This is a genomic window from Methylobacterium sp. E-041, from assembly GCF_022829665.1.
Classification (GTDB): domain Bacteria; phylum Pseudomonadota; class Alphaproteobacteria; order Rhizobiales; family Beijerinckiaceae; genus Methylobacterium.
Genome location: NZ_JAKSYQ010000228.1, coordinates 215,396 through 240,636 on the forward strand (window position 1 = coordinate 215,396; position 25,241 = coordinate 240,636).

The following is a 25,241-nucleotide window of genomic DNA, read 5'->3' on the forward strand; positions in this document are numbered from 1 at the left end:
CGCGTTCCCGCCTTGCGCCGGCTCCGGCCAAGCTCGCGCCCGAATGCCGCCGCGCGATCGGCAGGGTTTGGGTGCGGTGCGGGGAACAAGAGCTGGGCCGACCGCTTCTGTGACAGACGTGGCTGTTCACGCCCGGCACCGTTCCGGGGATCGCCCCCGCGCGATCCGGACCGACCCGTGAGCCCCGAACGATGAGGATGGTGGCCCGATGCGGCGCACGCACAACATGGCCTTCGGCGCCGAGATCGCGGACCAAGGCGTCCGCTTCGCGCTCTGGGCCCCGACGGCACGGGACGTCGTGCTGGTGGTCGACGGGACGGATCACGCGCTTCCGGATGCCGGCGAGGGCTGGCGCCGAACGACCGTCCCCGGGGTCGCGGCCGGCGCCCGCTACGGCTTCCGCGTCGACGGCGACCTCGTGGTGCCCGATCCCGCCTCGCGCTTCCAGCCGGACGACGTGTCGGGCCTGTCCGAGGTGATCGACCCGGCCGCCTTCGCCTGGAGCGACGACGCGTGGAAGGGCCGCCCGTTCGAGGAGGCGGTGATCTACGAGACGCATGTCGGCACCGCGACGCCGGAGGGCACCTATGCCGGGCTGCAGAAGCGGCTGGCGGACCTGAAGGCGCTCGGCGTCACCGCCATCGAGCTGCTGCCGCTCGCCGACTTCAAGGGCACCCGCAACTGGGGCTACGACGGGGTGCTGCCCTACGCGCCGGACGCCGCCTACGGCCGCCCCGACGACCTCAAGCGCCTGATCGACGCCGCGCACGGGCTCGGGCTGATGGTCTACCTTGACGCGGTCTACAACCACTTCGGGCCGGCCGGGAACTATCTCCACGCCTACGCCAAGACCTTCTTCACCGAGCGGCACCAGACCCCGTGGGGCGCGGGCATCAACTTCGACGGCAAGGAGAGCGGCCACACCGTGCGGCAGTTCTTCATCCAGAACACGCTGTACTGGCTCGAGGAATACCATTTCGACGGCATCCGCTTCGACGCCGTCCACGCGATCCTCGACGATTCGCCGACGCACTTCCTGGCCGAGCTCGGCGAGACGGTCCGCGCGGCCTTCCCCGATCGCCAGATCCATCTCATGCTCGAGAACGAGGCCAACCAGGCCAAGTGGCTCGAGCGCGACGGCTCGGGCAAGCCGCTCCAGCACGACGCCCAGTGGGCCGACGACCTGCACCATTGCTGGCACGTGCTGCTGACGGGCGAGGATTCCGGCTACTACGAGAGCTTCAGCGACAAGCCGGTCGAGCGGCTGGCGCGCTGCCTGTCGGAGGGGTTCGCCTATCAGGGTGAGCCGTTCAAGACGCTGGGCGACCATCCGCGCGGCGAGCCCTCTTCCCACCTGCCGCCGACCGCGTTCGTGACGTTCCTGCAGAACCACGACCAGGTCGGTAACCGCGCGCTCGGCGAGCGCCTGAGCCAGCTCGCCGATCCGAAGAAGCTCGATCTGGCGCGCGCCGGGCTCCTGCTCAGCCCGCAGATTCCGATGCTGTGGATGGGCGAGGAATGGTCGGCCTCGACGCCGTTCCTGTTCTTCGTCGATTTCGCGCCGGACGCGGAGCTGAACAAGGCCGTCCGGGAAGGGCGCCGCAAGGAGTTCAAGAGTTTCGCGGCCTTCGCCGACGACACGTCGGTGATCCCGGATCCGACAGAGGCCGAGACCTTCGAAGCGTCGAAGCTCGACTGGTCCGAGCGCGAGCACTCGCCGCACCGGGAGGTGCTGGCCGAGACCACCCGGCTCTTGGCCCTGCGCCGGGACGTGGTGGTGCCGCTCGCCAAGTCCGGCTATCGCAACGCGAAGGCGATCCTTCCCCGCGCCGACGTGGTCGACTGCACCTGGTCCTACGCGGGCGGGACCCTGCGGTTCGTCGCCAATGTCGGCGATGCGCCGTTCTCCGTCGAGGCCGGCGACGACACGCCGGTCTGGACCAATGCGCCGGACGGCACCGGTGCGACTCTGCCCGCCTGGACGGGTGTATTTCTGACGAAAGCGGCCCGATGAGCAGTGCACTGCAACGCCTTGCCGACCTCGCAGGCATCGCCGACGGCTACGTCGACGCCTTCGGCAAGCCGGTCGAGACCGCGCTCGAAGTCCGCCGCGGCATGCTCGCGGCGCTCGGCTTCGCGGTCGGCACCGACGAGGAGATCGCCCAGAGCCTCGGCGAGGTCGAGGCCCTGCGCAACGGCCTGATCCCGCCGCTGCTGCCGGTCGAGGCGCGCCGCGCGGTGCGCGTTCCGGTTCGCGGGGAGGGGACGGCGGTCTGGCGCCTCGTCGACGAGCGCGGCAACGCCCGCGAGGGCCGGGCAACCCTGTCCAGCGATACCGCCGGGTTCGAGCTGCCGCCGCTGACGCCGGGCTACCATCACCTCGCCGTCACCCTCGGCGACCGGACCGCGGAAGCCTGGATCATCTCGGCGCCGCAGCGCTGCTGGCGTCCGCGCGCCTATGCCGACGAGGGCGCCAGCGATTGGGGTCTCGCGGCCCAGCTCTACGGCCTGCGCTCCGACACCAACCTCGGGATCGGCACCTATGCCGACGCGGGTCAGGCGGCGCGCGATGCGGGCCTGCGCGGCGCATCGTTTCTCGGCCTGAGCCCGGTGCACGCCCTGTTTGCCGCCGACCGGACCAAGATCTCGCCCTACTCGCCGTCCTCGCGCTTGTTCCTCGACACGCTGTTCATCGCGCCGACGAGCATGCCGGGCTTCGTCGGCTCGCGGGCGGAAAGGCGTCTCGCCGAGATGGCGCCCCGCGTCGAAGCGTTGCGCGCCGCCGCCCTGGTCGACCATCAGGGCGTGTGGGACGTGCTCTCGCCGGTGCTGCAGGACTTCTGGGCGGAGTCGGATGCGAGCCGGGGCGCGGATGCGGGCTTCACGGCCTTCCGGGAGGAGGGCGGCGAGGATCTTCAATCGCACGCCACGTTCGAGGCCTTGTCCGAGCACTTCAAGGGGCGGGGCGCCCAGTGGCTCGGCGACTGGCCGGAGGAATTCCGGCGCGCCGGAACGGACGCCGTCGCGGCCTTCGCCGACGAGCACCGCGACGCGGTGTCGTATCACGCCTGGCTCCAGTACCTCGCCGACCGGCAGCTCGCAGACGCCTCCGAGCGGGCGCTCGCGACCGGCATGCGCATCGGCCTCTACCGCGACCTCGCCGTCGGCGCAGACCGTGGCGGCTCGGAGATCTGGTCGCATCCCGAGCGCTTCGCCGACCGCGTCTCGATCGGCGCACCGCCGGACCTGCTCGCGCCCAAGGGCCAGGATTGGGGACTGCCGGCCTTCGATCCGCTCGAGATGGAGCGCGACGGGCTCGCCGCCTTCCGGGCGCTGGTGCGCGCCAACATGCGCCATGCCGGCGCGATCCGCATCGACCACGCCTTCCAGCTCGCCCGCCTGTTCCTGATCCCGCTCGGCGGCGGCGCGAAGGACGGCGCCTACGTGGCGATGCCGTTCGAGCCGATGATCGCGGTGCTGCGCCTGGAGAGCCATCGCAACAAGTGCCTCGTCATCGCCGAGGATCTCGGCACCGCGCCGGAGGGCTTCTCGGACGCGCTGATGCAGGCCGGCATCCTCAGCTACCGGATCTTGGCGTTCGAGCGTGAGCAGGACGGGCGGTTCAAGGCGCCCGAGGCCTATCCCCGCGACGCGCTGACCGCGATCACCACGCACGACCTGCCGACCTTCGTCGGCTGGTGGCGCGGGGTTGACACCGACACGCGCCAGTCCCTCGGCCTCTACGACGCCGAGCGGGCCGAGGCGGAGCGCAACGAGCGCGTCACCGAGCGCCGGCGCCTGTCCGAGGCGCTGGCCGCGCAGCAGCTCATCGTCGGCGCCGAGCCGCCGGACGCGGCCCCGTTCGAGGCGGCTGCGCGCTACCTCGCCCGCGCTCCGTCGATGCTGACCGCGGTGCAGTACGAGGACGTCGTCTCCGAGCTGAGCCAGGCCAACGTGCCGGGCTCGACCGAGGGCTACCCGAACTGGCGGCGCAAGCTCGACCGCGACCTCGCCGCCATCGCCGCGCCGGGCGGCCCGCTGGCGAAGCTCGCCGCCGCCCTGTCGGCCGAGGATCGCGGCCCACGCTCCGGTGCCGCCCGCCTGGCGACCGCCCCGCCGCGCGCGACCTACCGCCTGCAGTTCCACAAGGACTTCACCTTCGCCGACGCGGAGAAGATCGTCCCGTACCTGGCGAAGCTCGGGATCAGCCACGTCTACGCCTCGCCGCTGCAGAAGGCCCGGCCCGGCTCGACCCACGGCTACGACATCGTCGACCACGGCGCGATCAACCCTGAGCTCGGCGGCGAGGCCGGCTTCGTGCGCCTGTCCGACGCGCTGCGGGCGCACGGGCTGAAGCTGCTGCTCGACATCGTCCCCAACCACATGGGCGTCGGCGGCGCCGACAACCCGTGGTGGCTGTCCGTGCTCGAATGGGGCGCGCTCTCGCCCTTCGGCCATGCCTTCGACATCGATTGGGAACGCCTGGGCGCCAACCGCAACCTGGTGATCCCCTTCCTCGGCGAGCGCTACGGCGAGGCGCTGGAGAACGGGAACCTCGAGCTCAAGTTCGACGCGGTCGCCGGGGCCTTCAGCGTCTGGCACTACGAGCACCAGTTCCCGATCCGCCCGCTGAACTACCCGACCATCCTCAATCGGGTGCTGGCGGCGCTCGGCGACGTGGACGAGGAGGCGCAGGGCGAGCTGCTCGCCATCTCCGAGCGCCTGCGCACCATGGGCGCCGAGACCGACGCGAGGCGCCGCGTCGCCTTCCCGGAGGAGGCGGAAGGGCTCAAGCAGCGGCTCGCCGCCGTCTGCGCCGCATCGCCTGAGATCCGAGCCGCGATCGACCGCAGCCTGAAGCTGCTCAACGGCTTCAAGGGCCGCCCGGACAGCTTCGGCCCGCTGCACCGGCTCCTGGAGAGCCAGGCCTATCGCCTCGCTCATTGGCGCGTCGCGTCGAGCGACATCAACTACCGGCGCTTCTTCGACGTGAACTCGCTGGCGGGCCTGCGCGTCGAGCTGAACGACATCTTCCACCGCTCGCACGAGACCGTGTTCCGGCACGTCCGCGAGGGGCGGATCGACGGTCTGCGCATCGACCACATCGACGGTTTGGCCGACCCGCAGGGCTATGCGCGGGCGCTGCAGGCGGCCGTCGGACCGGGCTTCTACGTCGTGGTCGAGAAGATCCTGGAGCCGGGCGAGAAGCTTCGGCCGTGGCCGGTCGCCGGCACCACCGGCTACGACGTGCTGAACCACCTCGACGGCATCCTCGTCGACCAGGGCAAGCGCGGCAAGATCAAGCGGCTCTACGAGTGGGCCACCGGCTTCGACGAGCCCTACGGCTTCCAGCTTCGCGCCGCGAAGGCCGAGATCCTCGAGATTAGCTTCGCCAGCGAGCTCGAGGTGCTGACCACCGACCTCAAGGAGATCGCCGATGCCGACCGGCGCACGCGCGACTTCTCGGTCAACGCGATCCGCCGGGCGCTCATCGAGATCATCGCGCGGTTCCCGACCTATCGCAGCTACCTGCCGCCGGACCTCGACGAGAGCGATGTCGAGGCCGAGGACGTTCGGCTGATCGAGGGCGCGGTCGCCAAGGCCAAGCGCTGGTCGGCGCTGCCGGACCGCTCGGTCCACGACTTCGCGGCCGCCGCGCTCATCGGCCGGATCGAGACCTCCGGGCCCGGACGGCCGGACCCGATCGTGATCCTGCGGTTCCGCCGCCGCTTCCAGCAGCTCACCGGCCCGGTGATGGCCAAGAGCCTGGAGGACACGCTGTTCTACCGCTATGCAATGCTGCTCGGCCTCAACGAGGTCGGCGGCGATCCGGGCGAGTACGGCCTCGACGCGGAGCACTTTCACGCGCTCCAGGCGGCGCGTGCCCGCGACTGGCCGAACGCGATGATCACGACGGCGACCCACGACACCAAGCGCGGCGAGGACGCGCGCTCGCGCCTGCTCGCCCTGTCCGAGCTGCCGGAGGAATGGGCCCGCGCCTGGGACCTGTGGCGCACGATTGCCGTCCCGCACCTGACGACCATTGACGACGAGCCGGCGCCGGACGCCAACGACCAGTGGATGTTCTTCCAGGCCATCCTCGGGGCGTGGCCGCTCGAGCTGCTCGATGCCGACGAGCCGAACGCCATCGAGGATTTCCGCAAGCGCCTGACCGCCTACAGCGAGAAGGCGATGCGCGAGGGCAAGCGCAGGTCGAGCTGGGTCAACGTCGACGAAGCCTACGAGGGCGCGGTCGCCAATCTGTTCGAGACGCTGATCGCGCCGGGGTCCGAGTTCCTGGCCAAGCTGCGGCCGTTCGCCCGGCGCCTCGCCCATCTCGGGATGATCGCCGGCCTCGGCCGCACAGTCCTCAAATGCACGCTGCCCGGCCTGCCGGACGTGTACCAGGGCACCGAGTTCTGGGACTTCTCGTTCGTTGATCCCGACAACCGCCGGCCGGTGAACTACGCGGCGATGGAACGCGCTCTTGCGGACCAGGGTGTGCTGCCCGAACTGCTGGCGCATTGGCCGGACGGACGGGTGAAGCAGGCGACGCTGACGCGTCTGCTCGCCGACCGCGCCGCGCGTCCGGCCTTCTATGCCGAGGCCGACTACCGGGCGATCGAGGCGACGGGGCCGCGTGCGGACAACGTCGTCGCCTACCTTCGCTCCGACGCGAGCGCGGACGGCGACATCTTCGTCGCGGTCCCGCGACTGGTCGCCGGACTGGTCACGGACGCCACTTGGTCGGGGGCGGGGTTCGCCGGCACGACGGTCGATCTCGGCGCGGGCACGTCCTGGCACGACATCGTCACGGGGGCCGGCTACGACGGCTCCGCCGATCTCGGAGCGTTGTTCTCCGCGCTGCCCTACGCCGTCCTCCGGCGCCGGGCGTGATCCGAGCGTGCCGCGCCGCATCCGCGGGCACGGCACGCACCCGGCATTCGGGCGTTAGTCGATGACGCCATCCAACAACTCGAGGCCAGCATGAACGCACCGACCACCGCATCGAGGAATGCCGCAGCGGATGGGGCTGCCCCCGTCGCGCCGCCGGCCGGCCTCGCGACGCGGGCCTCGGACGCGCGCATCCAGGGGCCGCGGATCTACAACCTGTTCCCGCTCCTCGTCGGGCGGGTCTCGGACTGGACGGCCGAGCTGCCGCGGATCGCCGCCCTCGGCTTCGATTGGGTCTACCTGAACCCGTTCCACGCCACCGGCGGCTCGGGCAGCCTCTACGCCGTCGCCGACCCCGAGCGGCTGGACGATCGCTTCCGCGATCAGGACGGCACCTCCGACGACAATCAGATCCGGTGCTTCTGCACGGCGGCCGAGGCCATCGGCCTCTCGGTGATGACCGACCTCGTCATCAACCACACTGCCAACGACGGCCGCCTCGCCCGCGACAGGCCGGACCTGTTCGTGAAGGAGGCCGACGGCTCGATCGCGAGCCCGGCGGCGGTCGATCCCGACGATCCGTCGATCCGCACCGTCTGGGGCGATCTCGCCGAGCTCGATTACCATTCCGAGGGCCCGCGCAGCGAGCTGACCCGGATCTGGGACGCCTACATCGCCCATCTCCAGAGCCTCGGCGTCGCCGGCTTCCGCTGCGATGCGGCCTACAAGGTTCCGCCGGAGACGTGGCGCGCCCTGATCGGGCAGGCGAAGGCGCGCGAGGCCGGCTGCCTGTTCGCCGCCGAGACCCTGGGCTGCACCTTCGAGGAGGCGAAGGCCACCGCCGGCGCCGGGTTCGACTACCTCTTCAACTCGTTCGCGTGGTGGGACCTGAAGAAGCCCTGGGCGCTGGAGCAGTACGAGCGCCTGCGCGTCATCGCCCCCTCGATCGCGTTTCCCGAGAATCACGACATGCCGCGGCTCGCGGCCAAGGTGTCGGGCGGCCCGGAGGCCGTCGCCGCGCAGCTGCGCAGCCGCTACGCCCTCGCCGCGTTCTACTCGGCCGGCGTCCTGATGCCGATCGGCTACGAGTGGGGGTATCGCCGCGCGGTCCACGTCGTCGACACGACGCCGGCGGACCGCGAATCCGAGACCGGGATCGACATCTCGGCCTATGTCGCCGCGATCAACGCCCTGCGCGCCGAGCTTCCAGCCGCCAACGTCGAGGGCGCGCAGGCCCGGATCTCCGCGCCGGATGCCGATTTCGTCGCGCTCGCCCGCTACGATTCCGGCCATCCGGCCTCCGCCCGGCACGCCGTCATCCTGCTCTTAAACCCGACCGACAAGCCGGTGCCGGTCGATGCCGGGGCGCTGATCACCCGGACGGGCGGCCAGCTCGGGCCGTTCGTCGACCGCACGCCGGAAGCCGAGCCGATCGCCTTCCATCCCGGCAGCGCCATCGACCTGGCGCCGGGCGAGCTGCGCATCATCAGCGCCGTCGCGGCGGCCGTGACCAAGCTGCCGAGCCGCGGAACGCCGGACGGCACCGGCCGCGTCGTGATCGAGGCGGTGACGCCGGAACTCGACGGCGGCCGCTCTCCGGTCAAGCGCGTCGTCGGCGAGAGCCTGCGGATCGAGGCCGACATCTTCTCCGACGGTCACGAGATCCTGAACGCGGCGATCCTGTCGCGCGTCGTCGGCGCGAGCGAATGGCGCCGGGACCCGATGGTCTTCGTCGACAACGACCGCTGGGCCGGGCAATTCCCGCTCGAGAAGAACGCCCGCTACGAGTTCACCATCGAGGGCTGGCGCGACGGATTCTCGTCCTGGATGCGCGATACGCTGAAGAAGCGCGACGCTGGCGTCGACGTCCGCCTCGAGACGATCGAGGGCGTCACCCTGGTCCAGACCGCGGCCGACCTCGCCGAGGGGCGCGACAAGGAGCGGTTGCAGGCGCTCGTCGCCGCGCTCGGCGCCGAGGAGACCGGCTCGGCCGCCCAGCTCGACCGCATCCTCGTGCCCGACGCGGCGAGCCTTGTCCGCCGCAACGCGGAGCGGGTGAACGCCTCGCGCTACCCCGTGACGGCGCAGGTGATCGCCGATCGGCTCGCGGCCCGGTTCTCGGCCTGGTACGAGATCTTCCCGCGCTCGCAGTCGATGGACGTGAATCGCCACGGCACCTTCGACGACGTGATCCGCCGCCTGCCGGAGATCCGCGAGCTCGGCTTCGACGTGCTGTACTTCACGCCGATCCACCCCGTCGGGCGCACCAACCGCAAGGGCAAGAACAACACCCTGAAGGCGCTGCCGGGCGACGTCGGCTCGGTCTACGCGGTCGGCACCGAGGAGGGCGGCCACGAGGCGGTCCATCCCGAACTCGGAACGCTGGCCGACTTCGAGCGCCTGGTCGCGGCGAGCCACGCCCACGGCATGGAGGTGGCGCTCGACTTCGCGATCCAGTGCTCGCCCGACCATCCCTGGATCAAGAACCATCCCGAGTGGTTCGAGTGGCGCCCGGACGGGACGCTGAAGTTCGCCGAGAACCCGCCGAAGAAGTACGAGGACATCTCCAACGTGCACTTCTACGGCGGCGCGCTGCCGTCGCTGTGGATCGAGCTGCGCGACATCCTGCTCGGCTGGTGCAGCCGCGGCGTGCGCATCTTCCGGGTCGACAACCCGCACACCAAGCCGATCCCGTTCTGGGAATGGGTGATCGCCGAGGTGAACGGGCGCTATCCCGACGCGCTCTTCCTCGCCGAAGCCTTCACCCGGCCGAAGATGATGAAGAAGCTCGCCAAGGCTGGCTACCAGCAGAGCTACACCTACTTCACCTGGCGCAACACCAAGGCTGAGCTGACCGAGTACGCGACCGAGCTTGCGGGCGAGATGGGCGAGTATTACCGGCCGAACTTCTTTGCCAACACGCCCGACATCAACCCGCATTATCTTCAGACGAGCGGCCGCGCCGGCTTCGTCGTGCGGGCGACGCTGGCCGCGACCCTGTCGTCGGTCTACGGCATCTACAACGGCTACGAGATGTGCGAGGCGGCGCCCTATCCCGGCAAGGAGGAGTACCTCAACTCCGAGAAGTACGAGCTGAAGGCTTGGGACTACGACCGGCCCGGCAACATCCGCGAGCACATCATCAAGCTCAACCACATCCGTTGCGAGAACCCCGCGCTCTGGGATTTCCGCAACGTCGTGTTCACGGCGGCCTACAACGACAGCATCATCGCCTACGCCAAGACGACGCCCGACCGCGACAACTGCGTGTTCGTGATGGTCAACCTCGATCCCAAGAACCGCCAGGAATGCACCTACGAGGTGCCGCTCTGGCTGCTCGGCGAGGGCGACGGCGGGGCGGTCGCCGTCGAGGACCTGCTCGATGGCTACACGTTCGAGCTGCGCGGCAAGTCGCACCGCATCGCCCTCGATCCCGTCGAGCGCTCGTGCATCATCTGGCGGCTCAGCCGTCCGAAGCGGGTTGCGGGCTGAGGCTGCCCGTGTGAACAGAAATCCAGCGCGATCGGCCCGGTCGGTCGCGCTGTCGCCACCATCCTGCGGTTCTACAGCCGCACACCGATCACGCGACGATCATCCTCGCGCGGGACCGGCACGAACGCCCCTGAATCCGACGTGCGAGGCAACGACGCGATGATCGATCGCAGCGATCCGCAATGGTACCGTGACGCCATCATCTACCAGATCCACGTCAAGTCGTTCTTCGACTCGAACAACGACGGGATCGGGGATTTCGAGGGCCTTACCCAGCGGCTGGATTATGTCCGAGACCTCGGCGTCACCGCCATCTGGCTGATGCCGTTCTATCCGTCCCCGCTGCGCGACGACGGCTACGACATCGCCGACTACGAGGAGGTCAACCCGTCCTACGGGACGATGGCCGACTTCCGGCGCTTCGTGGACGCCGCGCACGAGCGCGGCCTGCGGGTGATCACCGAGCTGGTCATCAACCACACCTCGGACCAGCATCCGTGGTTCCAGCGCGCCCGCGAGGCGCCGGCCGGATCGCCCGAGCGCGACTTCTACGTGTGGTCGGACACCGACACGCCGTATTCGGACACGCGGATCATCTTCCTCGACACCGAGACCTCGAACTGGACCTGGGACCCGGTCGCCAAGCAGTATTTCTGGCACCGCTTCTACAGCCACCAGCCCGACCTGAACTTCGACAACCCGAAGGTGCTGGAAGCGGTCATCGAGACGATGCGCTACTGGCTCGACATGGGCGTCGACGGCCTGCGCCTCGACGCGATCCCGTACCTGATCGAGCGGGACGGCACGAACTGCGAGAACCTGCCCGAGACCCACACGGTCATCAAGGCGATCCGCGCGGCGCTGGATGCGAGCTATCCCGACCGGATGCTGCTGGCGGAAGCCAACCAGTGGCCGGAGGAGACCGCGCAGTATTTCGGCGACGGCGACGAATGCCACATGGCGTTCCACTTCCCGCTGATGCCGCGCATGTACATGGCGATCGCCCGCGAGGACCGGCACCCGATCACCGACATCATGCGCCAGACGCCCGAGATCCCGGAAGGGTGCCAGTGGGCGATCTTCCTGCGCAACCACGACGAGCTGACGCTCGAGATGGTGACGGCGGAGGAGCGCGACTACCTGTGGTCGTTCTACGCGGCCGAGCGCCGCGCCCGCATCAACCTCGGCATCCGCCGCCGGCTCGCGCCGCTGCTCGAGAACGACCGGCGCAAGATCGAGCTGATGAAGTCCCTTGTGCTGTCGATGCCCGGCACGCCGGTGCTGTACTACGGCGACGAGATCGGCATGGGCGACAACATCTACCTCGGCGATCGCGACGGCGTGCGCACGCCGATGCAATGGTCGCCCGATCGCAACGGCGGCTTCTCGCGGGCCAACCCGCAGCGGTTGTTCCTGCCGGCGATCCAGGACCCGATCTACGGCTTCGACGCCCTCAACGTCGAGGCGCAGACGCAGTCGCAGACCAGCCTGCTGAACTGGACGCGGCGGATGATCGCCATTCGCAACAACAGCACCGCGTTGGGCCGCGGCTCGATGCAGTTCCTGTATCCGTCGAACCGCAAGGTGCTCGCCTGGATCCGCGAGTTCGAGGGCGAGCGCGTGCTCTGCGTCGCCAACCTGTCGCGGGCACCGCAGGCGGTGCAGCTCGACCTGTCCGAGCTGCGCAGCGCCGTGCCGATCGAGCTCACCGGCGGAACCGAGTTCCCGCCGATCGGCGAGCTGCCCTACCTGCTCACCCTGCCATCCTACGGCTTCTACTGGTTCTCGCTGTCGTCGGCGAACACCGGCACGATCGGGCCGATGAAGGAGGCGCCCGAGCTGTTCACGCTGGTGCTCACCGGCGGCATCGAGAGCCTGATGGCCGGTCGCGAGCGCCTCGCCTTCGAGCGCACGGTGATCCCGCCCTTCATCGCCAGCCGGCGCTGGTTCGGTGCCAAGGGCTCGCGGATCAAGAGCGTGCAGGTCGTCGACTGCGCGACCGTGAAGGAGGCCGGCGGCGAAGCCCGCTTCCTGCTGCCGCGCCTCGACGTCCAGCTCTCCAACGGCGAGCGCCAGCAATACTTCGTCCCCGTCGGCGTCGACGAGGGGCGCGAGGACGAGACCCTGCTCGAATTCGCCGTGGCGCGCGTGCGCCGCGGCCCGCGCACCGGCCTGCTCTACGGCGCGGCGGCCTCGCCGGACTTCGCGATCTGCCTCGCCGAGGGGATGCGCGACGGTCGCGAGATCCCGACCGAGGGCGGCAAGCTCGTGTTCTCCTCGACCTCGGCCTTCGACCACAGCGTGCCGTTCGAGGCGAGCGACGTCCGCCGGCTCTCGGCGGAGCAGAGCAACACCTCGATCGCCATCGGCGCGAAGATGATGCTCAAGCTGCTGCGCCGCCTGCAGCCGGGCACGCACCCGGAAGTCGAGGTCGGGCGCTTCCTCACCGAGGAGGCCAAGTTCCCGAACACGCCGGCGCTGCTCGGCACCCTCGAGCACGTCGCCGAGGACGGCACGCGCACGGCGCTCGCCGTGCTGCAGAGCTTCGTCCTCAACCAGGGCGACGCCTGGACGGTGATGCTCGAAGGCCTGCGCCGCGATTTCGAGACCGTGGTGCTGGCCCCCGAAAGCGAGGCGCCGACGCCGGCGGAGGCGTTCCACGATCACCTGCGCTGGGCCGACCTGCTCGGGCGGCGGACCGCCGAGATGCACAACGCCTTCGCGATCGAGACCGGCGACGCGGCCTTCGCGGCGGAACCCTTCACCGTTGACGACCTGGCGGTGCTCGGCGCCGATGCCCGGCACCAGGCCGATCGGGCCTTCCGCGGCCTGAAGGCGATCGCGGAGCGCGGGCTCGATGCAGGCCGCCCGTCGAGCGTCGCGCTCGCCGGGCGTCGCGCCGAGGTCGATGCCCTGATCGCGTCGCTGACCCGCGACCCGCCGAAGGGCGCGTTCAAGACGCGGATCCACGGCGACTACCATCTCGGGCAGGTGCTGGTGTCGAGCGGCGACCTGGTGCTGGTCGACTTCGAGGGCGAGCCCTCGCGTCCGGCCGACGAGCGCCGGGCGAAGTCGACGCCGCTGCGCGACGTGGCGGGCATGCTGCGCTCGTTCGCCTACGGCGCCGAGACGGTGACCCGCGAGATCGCCGGCCGCTTCGCGGATTCGGAGGATCGGGCGCGCACCGCCGCCTTCGCGTGGCGTGGCATGATCGATGCGGCGTTCCTGAAGGGCTACGAGACCGCGGTCTCGGAAAGCCGCGCCGCCGTGACCGACCCCGAGACGCATGGCCGGCTGCTTCGCCTCTGCCTGCTGACCAAGGCGCTCTACGAGGTCGATTACGAGGCCAACAACCGCCCCGACTGGATCGAAATCCCCGCCCGTGGGGTTCTGACCATTCTGGAGGACGCCAAGGCGTCCTGATCCCATGCGCGTGCCGACGGGGCAAGAACGGCTTCGTCGGCGCGCGGAGACTGACCGGCCTGAAGCCGTCCGACCTTCTCGGACGCCGCTTCGGTCACCCGAGAGAGGCACCTGAATGACGGCCATCGACCAGACCTTCGCGACCCGCACCGATCCGTCGGACACGAACCCGGTCTCGAATGTCGCCCCGTCCGGCTCCGCGCAGGCGGGCACGACGCACAGCGTGCATCCCGATGCGATCGCGGCGGTGATGGCGGCCAACCACGGCGACGCGTTCAGCGTGCTCGGCCCGCATCAGGTCGGGCCCGGAGCCTGGGAGGTCCGCGCCGTGCTGCCGGAGGCGAAGTCCGCCGCGCTCATCGTCGGCGGCGAGGCGGTGCCGTTCGAGCGGCGCCACCCGGATGGGTTCTGGGTCGCCAAGGTCGAGAGCCAGGGCCGGCCGCTTTACGAGATCGAGGTCGAGACCTGGGACGGGGCCAAGCGCCGCCGTCACGACCCCTACGGCTTCGGCTCGTCGCTGGAGCAGCACGACGTCGACACCCTGCGCGAGGTCGGGACCAACCTCGTCTACAAGATCCTCGGCGCGCAGCTTGGCTGTCTCGATGGCATCGACGGCTTCCGCTTCGCGGTGTGGGCGCCGAATGCCCGGCGCGTCAGCGTCGTCGGCGACTTCAACGAGTGGGACGGCCGCCGCCATCCGATGCGCCTGTGGCAGAACGGCGGCCTGTGGGAGCTGTTCGTGCCCGGCCTCAAGGCCGGCCAGCACTACAAGTTCGAGATCCGCGGCCCGGACGGCGCGCTGCTGCCGCTGAAGGCCGACCCGGTCGCCTTCGCCGCGCAGCACCCGCCGGAGACGGCCTCCGTGCTGCAGGGCACCAGCGAGCCCGCCTGGCACGACAAGCAGTGGATGGCGACCCGCGGCGACAAGGACCCGCGCCACGCCCCGATCTCGATCTACGAGGTGCATCTCGGCTCGTGGGCGCGCGTGCCCGATGAGGGCAACCGCTACCTGACCTACAAGGAGATGGGCGAGCGCCTGATCCCGTACGTCAAGGAGATGGGCTTCACCCATATCGAGATGCTGCCGATCACCGAGTTCCCGTTCGACGGCTCCTGGGGCTACCAACCGGTCTCGCTGTTCGCGCCGACGAGCCGGCACGGCACGCCCGACGACTTCGCGGCCTTCGTGAACGCGGCGCACGAGGCCGGCATCGGCGTGATGCTCGACTGGGTGCCCGGCCACTTCCCGCTCGACGCGCACGGCCTCGGCCATTTCGACGGCACGCACCTCTACGAGCATGCCGACCCGCGCCAGGGCTTCCACCAGGATTGGGGCACCTACATCTACAATTTCGGTCGGGCCGAGGTCGCGACGTTCCTCGCCGCCAATGCCCGGTTCTGGCTCGAGCACTACCACCTCGACGGCCTGCGCGTGGATGCCGTCGCCTCGATGCTCTACCTCGACTACTCGCGCCGCCAGGGCGAGTGGATCCCGAACCAGTACGGCGGCAACGAGAACCTCGACGCGATCAACTTCCTGCGCAAGACCAACGAGGCGACCTACGCGCACGCCCCCGGCACGATCACGGTCGCCGAGGAATCCACCTCCTGGCCCGGCGTCTCGCACCCGACCTACACCGGCGGGCTCGGCTTCGGCTTCAAGTGGAACATGGGGTGGATGCACGACACCCTGAACTTCGTTTCGACGGACCCGATCCACCGCCGCTACCACCACCACGACCTGACCTTCGGGCTGCTCTACGCCTTCTCCGAGAACTTCATCCTGCCGCTGTCCCACGACGAGGTGGTGCACGGGAAAGGCTCCCTGCTCGGCAAGATGCCCGGCGACCGCTGGCAGAAGTTCGCCAACCTGCGCGCCTATTTCGGGTTCATGTGGGGGCATCCCGGCAAGAAGCTGCTCTTCATGGGCGGCGAGTTCGGCCAGGAGCGCGAGTGGAACCACAACCAGTCGCTCGACTGGCACCTGCTCGACGACCCCGCCCATGCTGGCGTCAAGGACGTGATTCGCGACCTGAACCGGCTCTACGTCTCGACGCCCGCATTGCACAGCCGCGACACCGAGGCGGCGGGCTTCCAGTGGCTGGTGGCCGACGACCAGGACAACAGCGTGATCGCCTGGGCCCGAAAGGGCCGCGAGGCCGGCGAGATCGCCATCGTCGTCTCGAACTTCACGCCCGTGCCGCGCGAGAACTACCGCATCGGCGTCCCGACGGGCGGCTTCTATCGCGAGGCGTTCAACTCGGATGCCGGCATCTACGGCGGCTCGAACATGGGCAACATGGGCGGCCGCGAGGCCGACGCGGCGGAGAGCCACGGCCAGGGTCATTCCCTGAGCCTGACCCTCCCGCCGCTCTCGACCATGATCTTCGTTCGCGAAGCCTGACGGCATCGCTGGGGCGGCGGTGCCGAGGGGTCCCGCCGCCCGCGACGCGCGACGAGGGGAGGTCGCCTTGCTCGAATCGGTGCGGACGTCGTCGGTCACTCTGCCGAGCATCCGCCTGCACGTCGCGGAAGCCGGTCCGGCGGACGGGCTTCCCACGATCGTCCTGCACGGCTTCCCGGAGTTCTGGTACGGCTGGCGCCGCCAGATCGGCCCCCTGACGGAGGCGGACCTGCGCCTCGTTCTGCCCGACCAGCGCGGGTACAATCTCAGCGACAAGCCCGAGGGCCTTGCCGCCTATCATCTCGACCGGCTCGCCGCCGACGTGATCGAGCTGGCCAACCATTACGGCTTCGCGGCGTTCCGGCTCGTCGGCCACGATTGGGGCGGCCTCGTCGCGTGGTGGACGGCCTCGTTCCATCCCGAGCGGATCGTGCGGCTGGCGATCCTCAACGCGCCGCATCCGGCGGTCTTCGGCCCCTACGTCCGGCGGCATCCGACGCAGATGCTACGCAGCCTCTATGTCGGCTTCTTTCAGATCCCGCGCCTGCCCGAAACGCGCCTGACCGCGAACGACGGTGCGGTGCTACGCCAGGCGCTGGCGAAGACCGGGCGGAAGGGCAGCTTCACCGCGGCGGACCTGGATCGCTACGCCGAGGCCTGGGCCCGGCCCGGAGCGATGACGGCGATGCTGAACTGGTACCGGGCGCTACGCCTTCCGCGGCCCGGCACCGCGCCGCGGATCACGATGCCGACCCTGATCCTGTGGGGGCGGCGCGACCACGCGCTCGAATCCGGCCTCGCCGAGGCGAGCCTCGCGCTCTGCGATGCGGGCCGCATCGCGTGGTTTCCCGAGGCGACCCACTGGGTCCAGCACGACGCGGCGGAGGCGGTGAACGCGTCGCTGATCGCCTTTCTGGCCGACGGGAGGATCGAAACATGAGGAAGCCCGCGGATCCTTCGATCCGCGGGCTTCCACGCGCTTGCGAAACGTCGCGAGGCTGAGGTTCAGCGCTTGAACTTGCCGTCGTACTTGAACTCGGGCGCCGCCTTGAGCTGGTCCTTGGTGGCGCCGATGATCGCCTTCCACTTCTTCGCGCCCTCGTCGTAGCCGAGCGCCACGGAAGACGGCTCGACCGAGACGTAGCGCTCGCCCATGCCGAGGAAGCCGCCGACCGAGAGGATGTAGCTGCTGAGCTTGCCGTTCTCGATCGCGAGATCCTTGATCTCGCCGACGTTGTTGTTCGAGCCGTCCATCACGTTCAAGCCGATCAGGTTGTAGCTCAGCACCGCGTCCTGCGGGACCGGGACGAACTTCGCGGCCGTGGTCGGGGTGGTCTGCTTCTCGGCGGCGAACGCCGTTCCGGAAACGGTGAGGGCAACCATGGATGCCAGGATCAGACGACGCATTGCTATCTCCACAACCCGAATGGGGTGGCTAGGAATGCTGCGCGGCCGCGATCGTTCCGTCACCGATTCGTGGGTGATCGCGCCTGTTCCGATGTCCCGGGGCCGAACGGAAAAAGCCCGCGGATCGCTGGGATCCGCGGGCTGGGCAGTCGGGCCGAGCAGCCATTCAGGCCGCTTGCTTGCGCTTCTCCGGCGCCGCCTTCTCCAGGGCCGCCTTCTCGGGCTTCGCCTCGGTCCGCGTCTTCGAGGCTATCAGCGGCAGCTCGATGTCGAGCCCGAGCGTCGAGACGCCCTCGCCGCGTTCGAGCGTGATCTTGACCTTGTCGCGCTCGACCGAGACGTGCTTGGCGATGACCGCCAGGATCTCCTCGCGCAGCGTGATCACGAGGTCGGGCTGGCCGGTCTCGGAGCGCTCGTGGGCGAGGATCAGTTGCAGGCGCTCGCGGGCGACGGAGCCGGATGCGCGCTTGTTGAAGAGACCGAGGAGGGTCATGCGGCCCTCCGCAGGAACAGCTTGTCGAGGAAGGACTTGCGGTCCGTCGGCATGGTCATCGGCAGCTCTTCGCCCTTGAGCCGGCGCACCGCGTCGGAATAGGCACGGGCCGGCGCGCAGTGCGGGTTGTTCAGCGTCACCGGGCAGCCGACGTTCGAGGCGCGCAGCACTTCCTGGCTCTCGGGGATGATCGCCAGGAGCGGAATCGAGAGGATCTCGAGCACGTCCTCGACCTTGAGCATGTCGCCGCGGTCGGCCCGGGCGGGGTCGTAGCGGGTCAGGATCAGGTGCTTGTCCATGTTCTCGCCGCGCTCGGCCTTGATCGTCTTGGAGTCGAGCAGGCCGATGATGCGGTCGGAGTCGCGCACCGACGAGACTTCCGGGTTGGTCACCACCACCGCGACGTCGGCGTGGCGCATGGCGAGCTGGGCGCCCCGCTCGATGCCGGCGGGCGAATCGCAGATCACCCAGTCGAACTTCTCGCGGAGCTCTTCCATGACGCGGGCGACGCCCTCGTCGGTGAGCGCGTCCTTGTCGCGGGTCTGCGAGGCCGGCAGCAGGTGCAGGGTCTCGAGCCGCTTGTCGCGGATCACCGCCTGGTTGAGCTTGGCATCGCCGTTGACCACGTTGATGAGGTCGTAGACGACCCGGCGCTCGGCACCCATGACGAGGTCGAGGTTGCGCAGGCCGACGTCGAAATCGACGACGCAGACGCTCTGCCCGCCCTGCGCGATCGCGGCACCGAGTGCCGCCGTTGTCGTCGTCTTGCCGACGCCGCCCTTGCCCGATGTGACGACCAAAACCTTTGCCACGCGTGTCGCTCCTTGATCTGCGGTGATCGGATCGAGTTCTGAAAGTTCGAAAGTCAGTCCAGGCCGGCCATGCGGATCGCGCCGCCGTCGAGCCAGATCTGTACGGGTTTGCCCTGCAGCTGCGTTCCGATGTCCTCGGCCGTGCGGACGAGGCGATCGATCCCGAGCAGCTCGGGCTGGAACTTGCGGCAGTAGATGCGGGCCCGCGGGTTGCGGGCGGCGCCCGCGATCGCCCGGCCGCGCAGCGCGCCGTAGATGTGGATGGAGCCGCCCGCGAGGATCTCCGCCCCGGACGAGACCGAGCCCATCACCGTGACGTCCCCGGTGGGATGCACCACCGTCTGCCCGGAGCGGACCGAGCCCTCGATGGTGATCGAGGTGGAGACCGGCTCGTCCGGCACCTTCGGCAGATCCAGATTGGTCGCCGGACGCCCGCCGACGAGCAGCGGCGGCAGGCCGGGTGCGATCGTCTCCACGCCCTCGAAGCCGAGGATGCGGACGCGTCGTCCGACGAGGTCGGCCACCAGCGCCTGCAGCGCGTCGTGGTCCGGGCGCAGGGCGACGAGATCGAGGATGATCGCGCGCCCGTCGAACAGGGTCGGCGAGCGCTTGAGCGCCGCGTCGAGGTCCGCCAGCCAGTCGGCGAGCGGCGGCTCGGGCTTCAGCGCCATCGCCTTGAACGCACGCCCTCGGAAGGCGAGGGCGCGTCGGGCGGCGGGCTTCGCCGGGGCGGCAGGTTTTGCCGGGTCCGAGGCGGCCGTAGCCGGCTCGGGCGCGGACGATTCGGTGCCGGCGGGCGCAGCAACCGTCTCCAGGGAAACGGCTTTCTCGGGCTGTGCCGGAACGGGGCGATCGGGGTCCGGAACGATCTGTGTTTTCACGGGTCAACGATTCCTTACCGGATCATTGACGGCGGATATGGTTACCGAACGGTTAAGGATGAGGATCCTGTCGCAATCTCATGCCCGGATCCTGTGATGTCGGCTCAGCCGCGCTCCAGCAGCGCCAGGCGGATCGCGTCCTCGACGAGCCGCACCTCGACGCCCTGGCCGGTGAAGCTCGGATCGAGGTCGTCGGCGGCCTTGTACAGGCCGTCGATCGCGATCAGCTCGGGCTCGAACTTGCGGCACCAGATCCGCGCGTTCGGGTTGCCGGCGGCACCGGCGATCGCACGGCCGCGCAGGGCGCCGTAGACGTGGATCGAGCCGCCGGCGATCACCTCGGCGCCCGAGGCGACGGCGCCCATCACCGTCACGTCGCCCTCGAGATGCAGGACCGCCTGGCCCGAGCGCACCGGTGCGTCGAGGATCAGCGAGACGGCCGAGGCCTGCGCGGGCGGCGCCGGCACGGCCGCCTCGGGGGAGGGGGCTTCGGCCTCGGGGATCTCGATCTCCCCGGTCGGCCGCCCTCCCGCCAGCGCCGGCGGCAGGCCCGGCCCGAGCAGCGCGGGCGCCGCGCCCTCGATCCCGTAGATCGCGATGGTGCGCGCCGAGAGCTCGGCCACCAGACCGGTCAGGTCGTCGCGATCGAGCGTGAGCCCCGTGAGATCGAGGATCACCGGGCGCCCGGCGAAGAACGCGGGTGCGCGCTGGCGCAGGGCGTCGAGATCGGCGAGCCAATCCTCGATCGGGGGCAGCGGCGCGAGCACGGTCGCCATGAACGAGCGGCCGCGGAAGCGGATCGGCGGACGGGGCGCATCGGGCTTGGCTTGGGTCACGGGGGTCGGCATCTCGCGTGTCGGGCCTGGACCCTGCCTGCATGCGGCGTGCGCGCCCGCGGAGCAATCCTTGCCGGGCGCTTGCCCACGCCCCTTGTCGCCCGCCGATGGTCACGCACGTTCGAGACGCACCCCGCAATCCCGTCGTCGACGGCAGCTAAACCGTTGGGCGAGAACTGGAATGGTTCTGAAACATAGCGGTTGCGCGGCCGCAGGGCGCCTTGCTACCCCCGGCACGGAACGCCGCCCTTCGAGGGCGTGAAGCCCCGTGGAGTCGGCCCGATGGCACCGCAGAAGGACGCACGCCGCCGTCCGGCCTACCGCCTCGCGGTCGTGGGGCGGATCGTGCTCGCGGTCGCCGGCGGCTACGCGGTGGCGGCGCTGCTGACCGCCCTGCTGTCGTTGACGCTGCCGCTCGTCCGCTCCGAGGCGGTCGCGACGGCGACCCTCCTGAGCTTCGCGGTGATGGTCGCCGTGGTGATCTACGTCTTCGCCGCGCCGACGCTCGGCCGTGCCGCCCTGACGGTCGCCGGGCTCGCGGCCGTCCTCGGCGGCGGGCTCTGGCTCGCCGGCGGCTTCGCCGCGGTCGGTGCCGCATGAGGCAGGGTTTTCGCCAATCGATGGCGTGGCTGCACGCCTGGTCCGGCCTCGTCGTCGGCTGGGTGCTGTTTTGCGTCTTCGTCACCGGCACTGCGAGCTACTACCGGACCGAGATCTCGCAGTGGATGCGGCCGGAGCTCGCCGAGACCGCGAGCGACCCGGCCCGCTCCGCCGACCTCGCCGCCGCCTACCTGCAGAGGGCGATGCCCGACGCCACCGGCTGGTACATCGAGCTGCCGAAGCCCGAGAAGCCGCTGATCGGCGTGATGTGGTGGAAGAGCCTGGAAGGCCCGTTCCATCAGGCCCTGCTCGATCCCGCCACCGGGACGCCGACCAAGGCCCGCGACACACGCGGCGGCGACTTCCTCTACCGCTTCCATTTCGAGCTCGGCATGCCGCCGCTCTGGGGCCGCTGGATCGTCGGCACCTGCGCGCTGGTGATGCTGGTGGCGCTAGTCTCGGGCATCGTCACCCACCGCAGGATCTTCGCCGACTTCTTCACCTTCCGGCGGCGTCGCTCGCAGCGCGGCTGGCTCGATGCGCACAACGTGTTCGGCGTGCTCGCGCTGCCGTTCCACCTGATGATCACCTATTCCGGCCTCGTCACCCTCGCGCCGATGTACATGCCGTGGGGCGTCGTCTCCGCCTACAAGGGCGACGAGATGCGCTTCTACGTCGACAGCGGGCTGATGCCGGAGCTGCGCGCCCCGTCCGGGAAGCCCGGCACCTTGGCGCCGCTCTCCGGCATGGTCGCGCGGGGCATCGCCGCCAGGGGCGAGGCGCCGGAAGGGGTCTCCGTCTTCAACCCCGCCGACGCGACGCCCTCCGTGCTTGCGGTCTTCGAGGAGCCGCACGGGCTTGCCCACGAGCATCCGCAGATCGCGTTCGACGGCGCGACCGGGGCGATGCTCGGCAGCAACGGCGCGACCCGCGCCGCGGCCAAGACCTCGACCGTCATGCTCGGGCTGCACGAGGGGCACTTCGCCGGCGCGGCCCTGCGCGTGCTGTTCTTCCTGTGCGGGGTGATGGGCGCCGCCACCGTCGCCACCGGGCTCGTGCTGTGGGCCGTGGCGCGGGCGCCGCAAGGGGCGGAGGCGGAAGGCTTCGGCCTGCGGCTGGTGCGGACGCTCAACGTCGGGACCATCGTCGGCCTGCCCGCCGGAATCGCCGCCTACTTCCTGGCCAACCGCCTGCTGCCGCTCGACCTTGCCGCCCGCGCGGATTGGGAGGTCGGAACGTTCTTCGGCGCCTGGGCGCTGGTGGCGGTCGCCGGCGCCCTCCGCCCGGCCGGATCGGTCTGGCGCGAAGGCCTCGGGCTGGTCGGAGGCCTGTTCCTGGCGGTGCCGGTCGTCGGCGCGCTCACCACCGGCCTGCATCCGCTCGCCGGCGAGACGCGCTTCCTCGGCTTCGACGCCGCGATGATCGCCCTCGGCATCCTCCTCGGGCTCGCCGCGCGGAAGGCGGGGCAGGCGCGGCTCCGGCCGGCGCTCCGGGCGGACGCCGGCATCACGGGCGGGGAGGCCCTGCGCGCGTGACCGCCATCGTCGTCGGCCTCAACCTCGCCCTGTGCTTCGCCGGACTGTCGGCGCTGGCGCTCAGCCTCGACCGTCACCATCGCGACGCCTTCCTGGTGCGTCCCGGCGCGGCCCGCGCCCGGACCCTGCGCATCGCCGGCTGGGCCGGCATCGGCCTCTCCTTCGTGGCGGCGGTGGCGCTGGAAGGCTGGAACTTCGGTCCGGTGCAATGGATCGGCGCCCTGACCGGCGCGGCGCTGCTCGTGGTCGCCTTCCTGTCCTACCGCCCGGGCTGGCTCCGCCCGGCGGCGTTGCTGGCGCTACCGATCGCGCTCGTGGCGCTGCCGCTCGCCCTGAACGGTTGAGCAGGGCTCGCGATCACCGCAGAACCGCTGCCCCCTTGCCGCCGAGGCCGACTCCTTATATTGCGGCGCAATAGCTCGAACCCGTTCTCGACCCGGCGTGGCCGACTGCAATCGCGGTCCGTCCCGTGGCGGGTTCTACTCGCTTCGGAAACACCATGAAGCTGCGCAACATCGCCATCATCGCCCACGTCGACCACGGCAAGACGACGCTCGTCGACAAGCTGCTGTCGCAGTCCGGCTCCTTCCGCGACAACCAGCGGGTCGAGGAACGGGCGATGGACTCGAACGACCTCGAGAAGGAGCGCGGCATCACCATCCTGGCCAAGGCGACCTCGGTCGTCTGGAAGGATACCCGCGTCAACATCGTCGACACCCCCGGCCACGCCGACTTCGGCGGCGAGGTCGAGCGCATCCTGTCGATGGTCGACGGCGTGATCGTGCTGGTGGACGCGGCCGAAGGCCCGATGCCGCAGACCAAGTTCGTGGTCGGCAAGGCCCTCAAGATCGGCCTGCGCCCGATCGTGGCGATCAACAAGGTCGATCGTCCCGACGCCCGCATCACCGAAGTGGTGAACGAGGTGTTCGACCTGTTCGCGGCGCTCGACGCCACCGACGACCAGCTCGACTTCCCGATCCTCTACGGGTCCGGCCGCGCCGGCTGGATGGCCACGACGCCGGACGGCGATCAGAGCGAAGGGCTCGCGCCGTTGTTCGATCTCGTGCTCGAGCACGTGCCGCAGGCCCGCGTCGAGGAAGGCCCGTTCCGGATGCTCGGCACCCTGCTCGAAGCCAACCCGTTCCTCGGCCGCATCATCACCGGCCGCATCGCCTCCGGCACCGTGAAGCCGAACCAGGCGATCAAGGTGATGGACCGCGAGGGCAAGCTCGTGGAGACCGGCCGCGTCTCGAAGATCCTCGCCTTCCGCGGCCTCGAGCGGGCGCCGATCGACGTCGGCGAGGCGGGCGACATCGTTTCCATCGCCGGCCTCGTGAAGGGCACCGTCGCCGATACGTTCTGCGACCCGCAGGTCGAGACCCCGATCCAGGCCCAGCCGATCGATCCGCCGACCGTCACCATGTCCTTCATCGTCAACGATTCGCCGCTCGCCGGCACCGAGGGCGACAAGGTCACCAGCCGCATGATCCGCGACCGCCTGTTCAAGGAGGGCGAGGGCAACGTCACGCTGAAGATCGAGGAGGCCGCCGACAAGGACAGCTTCTTCGTCTCTGGTCGCGGCGAGCTGCAGCTGGCGATCCTGATCGAGACCATGCGCCGCGAGGGCTTCGAGATCGCCGTGTCGCGTCCCCGCGTCGTGCTCTCGAAGGACGAGGACGGCGGCATCCTCGAGCCGATCGAGGAGGTCGTGGTCGACGTCGACGAGGAGTACTCGGGCGTCGTCGTGCAGAAGATGTCCGAGCGCAAGGCTGAGATGATCGAGATGCGTCCGTCGGGCGGCGATCGCCTGCGCCTCGTCTTCCACGCACCGACCCGTGGCCTCATCGGCTACCAGAGCGAGCTGATGACCGACACGCGCGGCACGGCGATCATGAACCGCCTGTTCAAGGCCTACGAGCCCTTCAAGGGCGAGATCGCCGGCCGCCGCAATGGCGTGCTGATCTCGAACGACAAGGGCGAGGCCGTGGCCTACGCCATGTGGAACCTCGAGGACCGCGGCCCGATGATGATCGAGCCCGGCGCCAAGGTCTACCAGGGCATGATCATCGGCGAGCACAACCGCGAGAACGACCTCGAGGTGAACGTGCTCAAGGGCAAGAAGCTCACCAACATCCGCACCACCTCGAAGGACGAGGCCGTGCGCCTGACCCCGCCGATCCGGATGACGCTGGAGAAGTCGCTCGCCTGGATTCAGGACGACGAGCTGATGGAAGTCACCCCGAAGTCGATCCGCCTGCGCAAGACCCACCTCGATCCGAACGACCGCAAGCGCTTCGAGCGCTCGGGCGGAGCGGCGAGCAGCGCGAGCTGAGGATCCATAAGGATCGGAATACGAAGGGCCGGGCGGCGATCGCCCGGCCCTTTTTCGTTGGGTCGAAATCGTGACGCTATCGAAATAGGGGCAGCTCCCTCCCCCCTCCGCGGGGGAGGCGGCCCGCGAAGC

At 69.8% G+C, this 25,241-nt stretch carries 15 protein-coding genes; 10 read left to right on the forward strand and 5 right to left on the reverse strand.

The window, feature by feature from the left end:
- Positions 1-208 precede the first annotated feature (208 nt).
- The 6 genes from treZ to MKK70_RS21670 all read left to right on the forward strand — a co-directional run bounded on the left by treZ (position 209) and on the right by MKK70_RS21670 (position 17,153).
- A complete protein-coding gene (gene treZ, locus MKK70_RS21645; protein WP_243949820.1) occupies positions 209-2,014 on the forward strand; it encodes a malto-oligosyltrehalose trehalohydrolase in 1,806 nt (601 codons plus the stop codon).
- Entirely contained in the window at positions 2,011-6,897 is a 4,887-nt protein-coding gene (locus tag MKK70_RS21650) for a malto-oligosyltrehalose synthase (RefSeq protein WP_243949822.1), read from the forward strand. The genes treZ and MKK70_RS21650 overlap by 4 nt, the downstream gene beginning before the upstream one ends.
- Positions 6,898-6,987: 90 nt before the next feature.
- Positions 6,988-10,386 (forward strand): maltotransferase domain-containing protein, encoded by a 3,399-nt coding sequence (locus MKK70_RS21655; protein ID WP_243949824.1) that lies wholly within the window; start codon positions 6,988-6,990, stop codon positions 10,384-10,386.
- A 159-nt stretch (positions 10,387-10,545) separates the two neighbouring features.
- Entirely contained in the window at positions 10,546-13,809 is a 3,264-nt protein-coding gene (treS, locus tag MKK70_RS21660; RefSeq protein WP_243949826.1) for a maltose alpha-D-glucosyltransferase, read from the forward strand.
- Positions 13,810-13,924: 115 nt separating this feature from the next.
- Complete coding sequence (gene glgB, locus MKK70_RS21665; RefSeq protein ID WP_243949828.1) at positions 13,925-16,213, forward strand: 1,4-alpha-glucan branching protein GlgB; 2,289 nt, start codon at positions 13,925-13,927, stop codon at positions 16,211-16,213.
- A gap of 67 nt (positions 16,214-16,280) precedes the next feature.
- Entirely contained in the window at positions 16,281-17,153 is an 873-nt protein-coding gene (locus tag MKK70_RS21670) for an alpha/beta fold hydrolase (RefSeq protein ID WP_243949831.1), read from the forward strand.
- A 65-nt stretch (positions 17,154-17,218) separates the two neighbouring features.
- On the opposite strand, the gene MKK70_RS21675 is transcribed toward MKK70_RS21670, so the two are convergent.
- The 5 genes from MKK70_RS21675 to minC (MKK70_RS21695) all read right to left on the reverse strand — a co-directional run bounded on the left by MKK70_RS21675 (position 17,219) and on the right by minC (MKK70_RS21695) (position 20,654).
- A complete protein-coding gene (locus tag MKK70_RS21675) occupies positions 17,219-17,620 on the reverse strand; it encodes a PRC-barrel domain-containing protein (protein WP_147726433.1) in 402 nt (133 codons plus the stop codon).
- A 166-nt stretch (positions 17,621-17,786) separates the two neighbouring features.
- Positions 17,787-18,113 carry a cell division topological specificity factor MinE gene (minE, locus tag MKK70_RS21680; protein WP_147726434.1) on the reverse strand — a complete coding sequence of 109 codons (327 nt, stop codon included), beginning with the start codon at positions 18,111-18,113 and terminating at the stop codon, positions 17,787-17,789.
- Entirely contained in the window at positions 18,110-18,925 is an 816-nt protein-coding gene (minD, locus tag MKK70_RS21685; RefSeq protein WP_147726435.1) for a septum site-determining protein MinD, read from the reverse strand. Before minD ends, minE begins: the two co-directional genes overlap by 4 nt.
- A 53-nt stretch (positions 18,926-18,978) precedes the next feature.
- A complete protein-coding gene (minC, locus tag MKK70_RS21690) occupies positions 18,979-19,596 on the reverse strand; it encodes a septum site-determining protein MinC (RefSeq protein WP_243949877.1) in 618 nt (205 codons plus the stop codon).
- 314 nt (positions 19,597-19,910) lie between these two features.
- On the reverse strand, positions 19,911-20,654 hold the full coding sequence (gene minC, locus MKK70_RS21695; protein WP_243949833.1) for a septum site-determining protein MinC: 744 nt from the start codon (positions 20,652-20,654) through the stop codon (positions 19,911-19,913).
- A 270-nt stretch (positions 20,655-20,924) separates the two neighbouring features.
- Between minC (MKK70_RS21695) and MKK70_RS21700 the strand changes: the two genes are divergently transcribed.
- The 4 genes from MKK70_RS21700 (at position 20,925) to typA (ending at position 25,109) form a co-directional block, all read left to right on the forward strand.
- Positions 20,925-21,242, forward strand: coding sequence for an iron transporter (locus MKK70_RS21700; RefSeq protein ID WP_243937300.1), 318 nt, complete (start codon positions 20,925-20,927; stop codon positions 21,240-21,242).
- Positions 21,239-22,777 carry a PepSY-associated TM helix domain-containing protein gene (locus MKK70_RS21705; RefSeq protein WP_243949835.1) on the forward strand — a complete coding sequence of 513 codons (1,539 nt, stop codon included), beginning with the start codon at positions 21,239-21,241 and terminating at the stop codon, positions 22,775-22,777. The genes MKK70_RS21700 and MKK70_RS21705 overlap by 4 nt, the downstream gene beginning before the upstream one ends.
- Entirely contained in the window at positions 22,774-23,121 is a 348-nt protein-coding gene (locus MKK70_RS21710; protein ID WP_243937304.1) for a DUF3325 domain-containing protein, read from the forward strand. The genes MKK70_RS21705 and MKK70_RS21710 overlap by 4 nt, the downstream gene beginning before the upstream one ends.
- 155 nt (positions 23,122-23,276) lie before the next feature.
- Positions 23,277-25,109 carry a translational GTPase TypA gene (gene typA, locus MKK70_RS21715; RefSeq protein ID WP_147728668.1) on the forward strand — a complete coding sequence of 611 codons (1,833 nt, stop codon included), beginning with the start codon at positions 23,277-23,279 and terminating at the stop codon, positions 25,107-25,109.
- Positions 25,110-25,241: the final 132 nt, after the last annotated feature.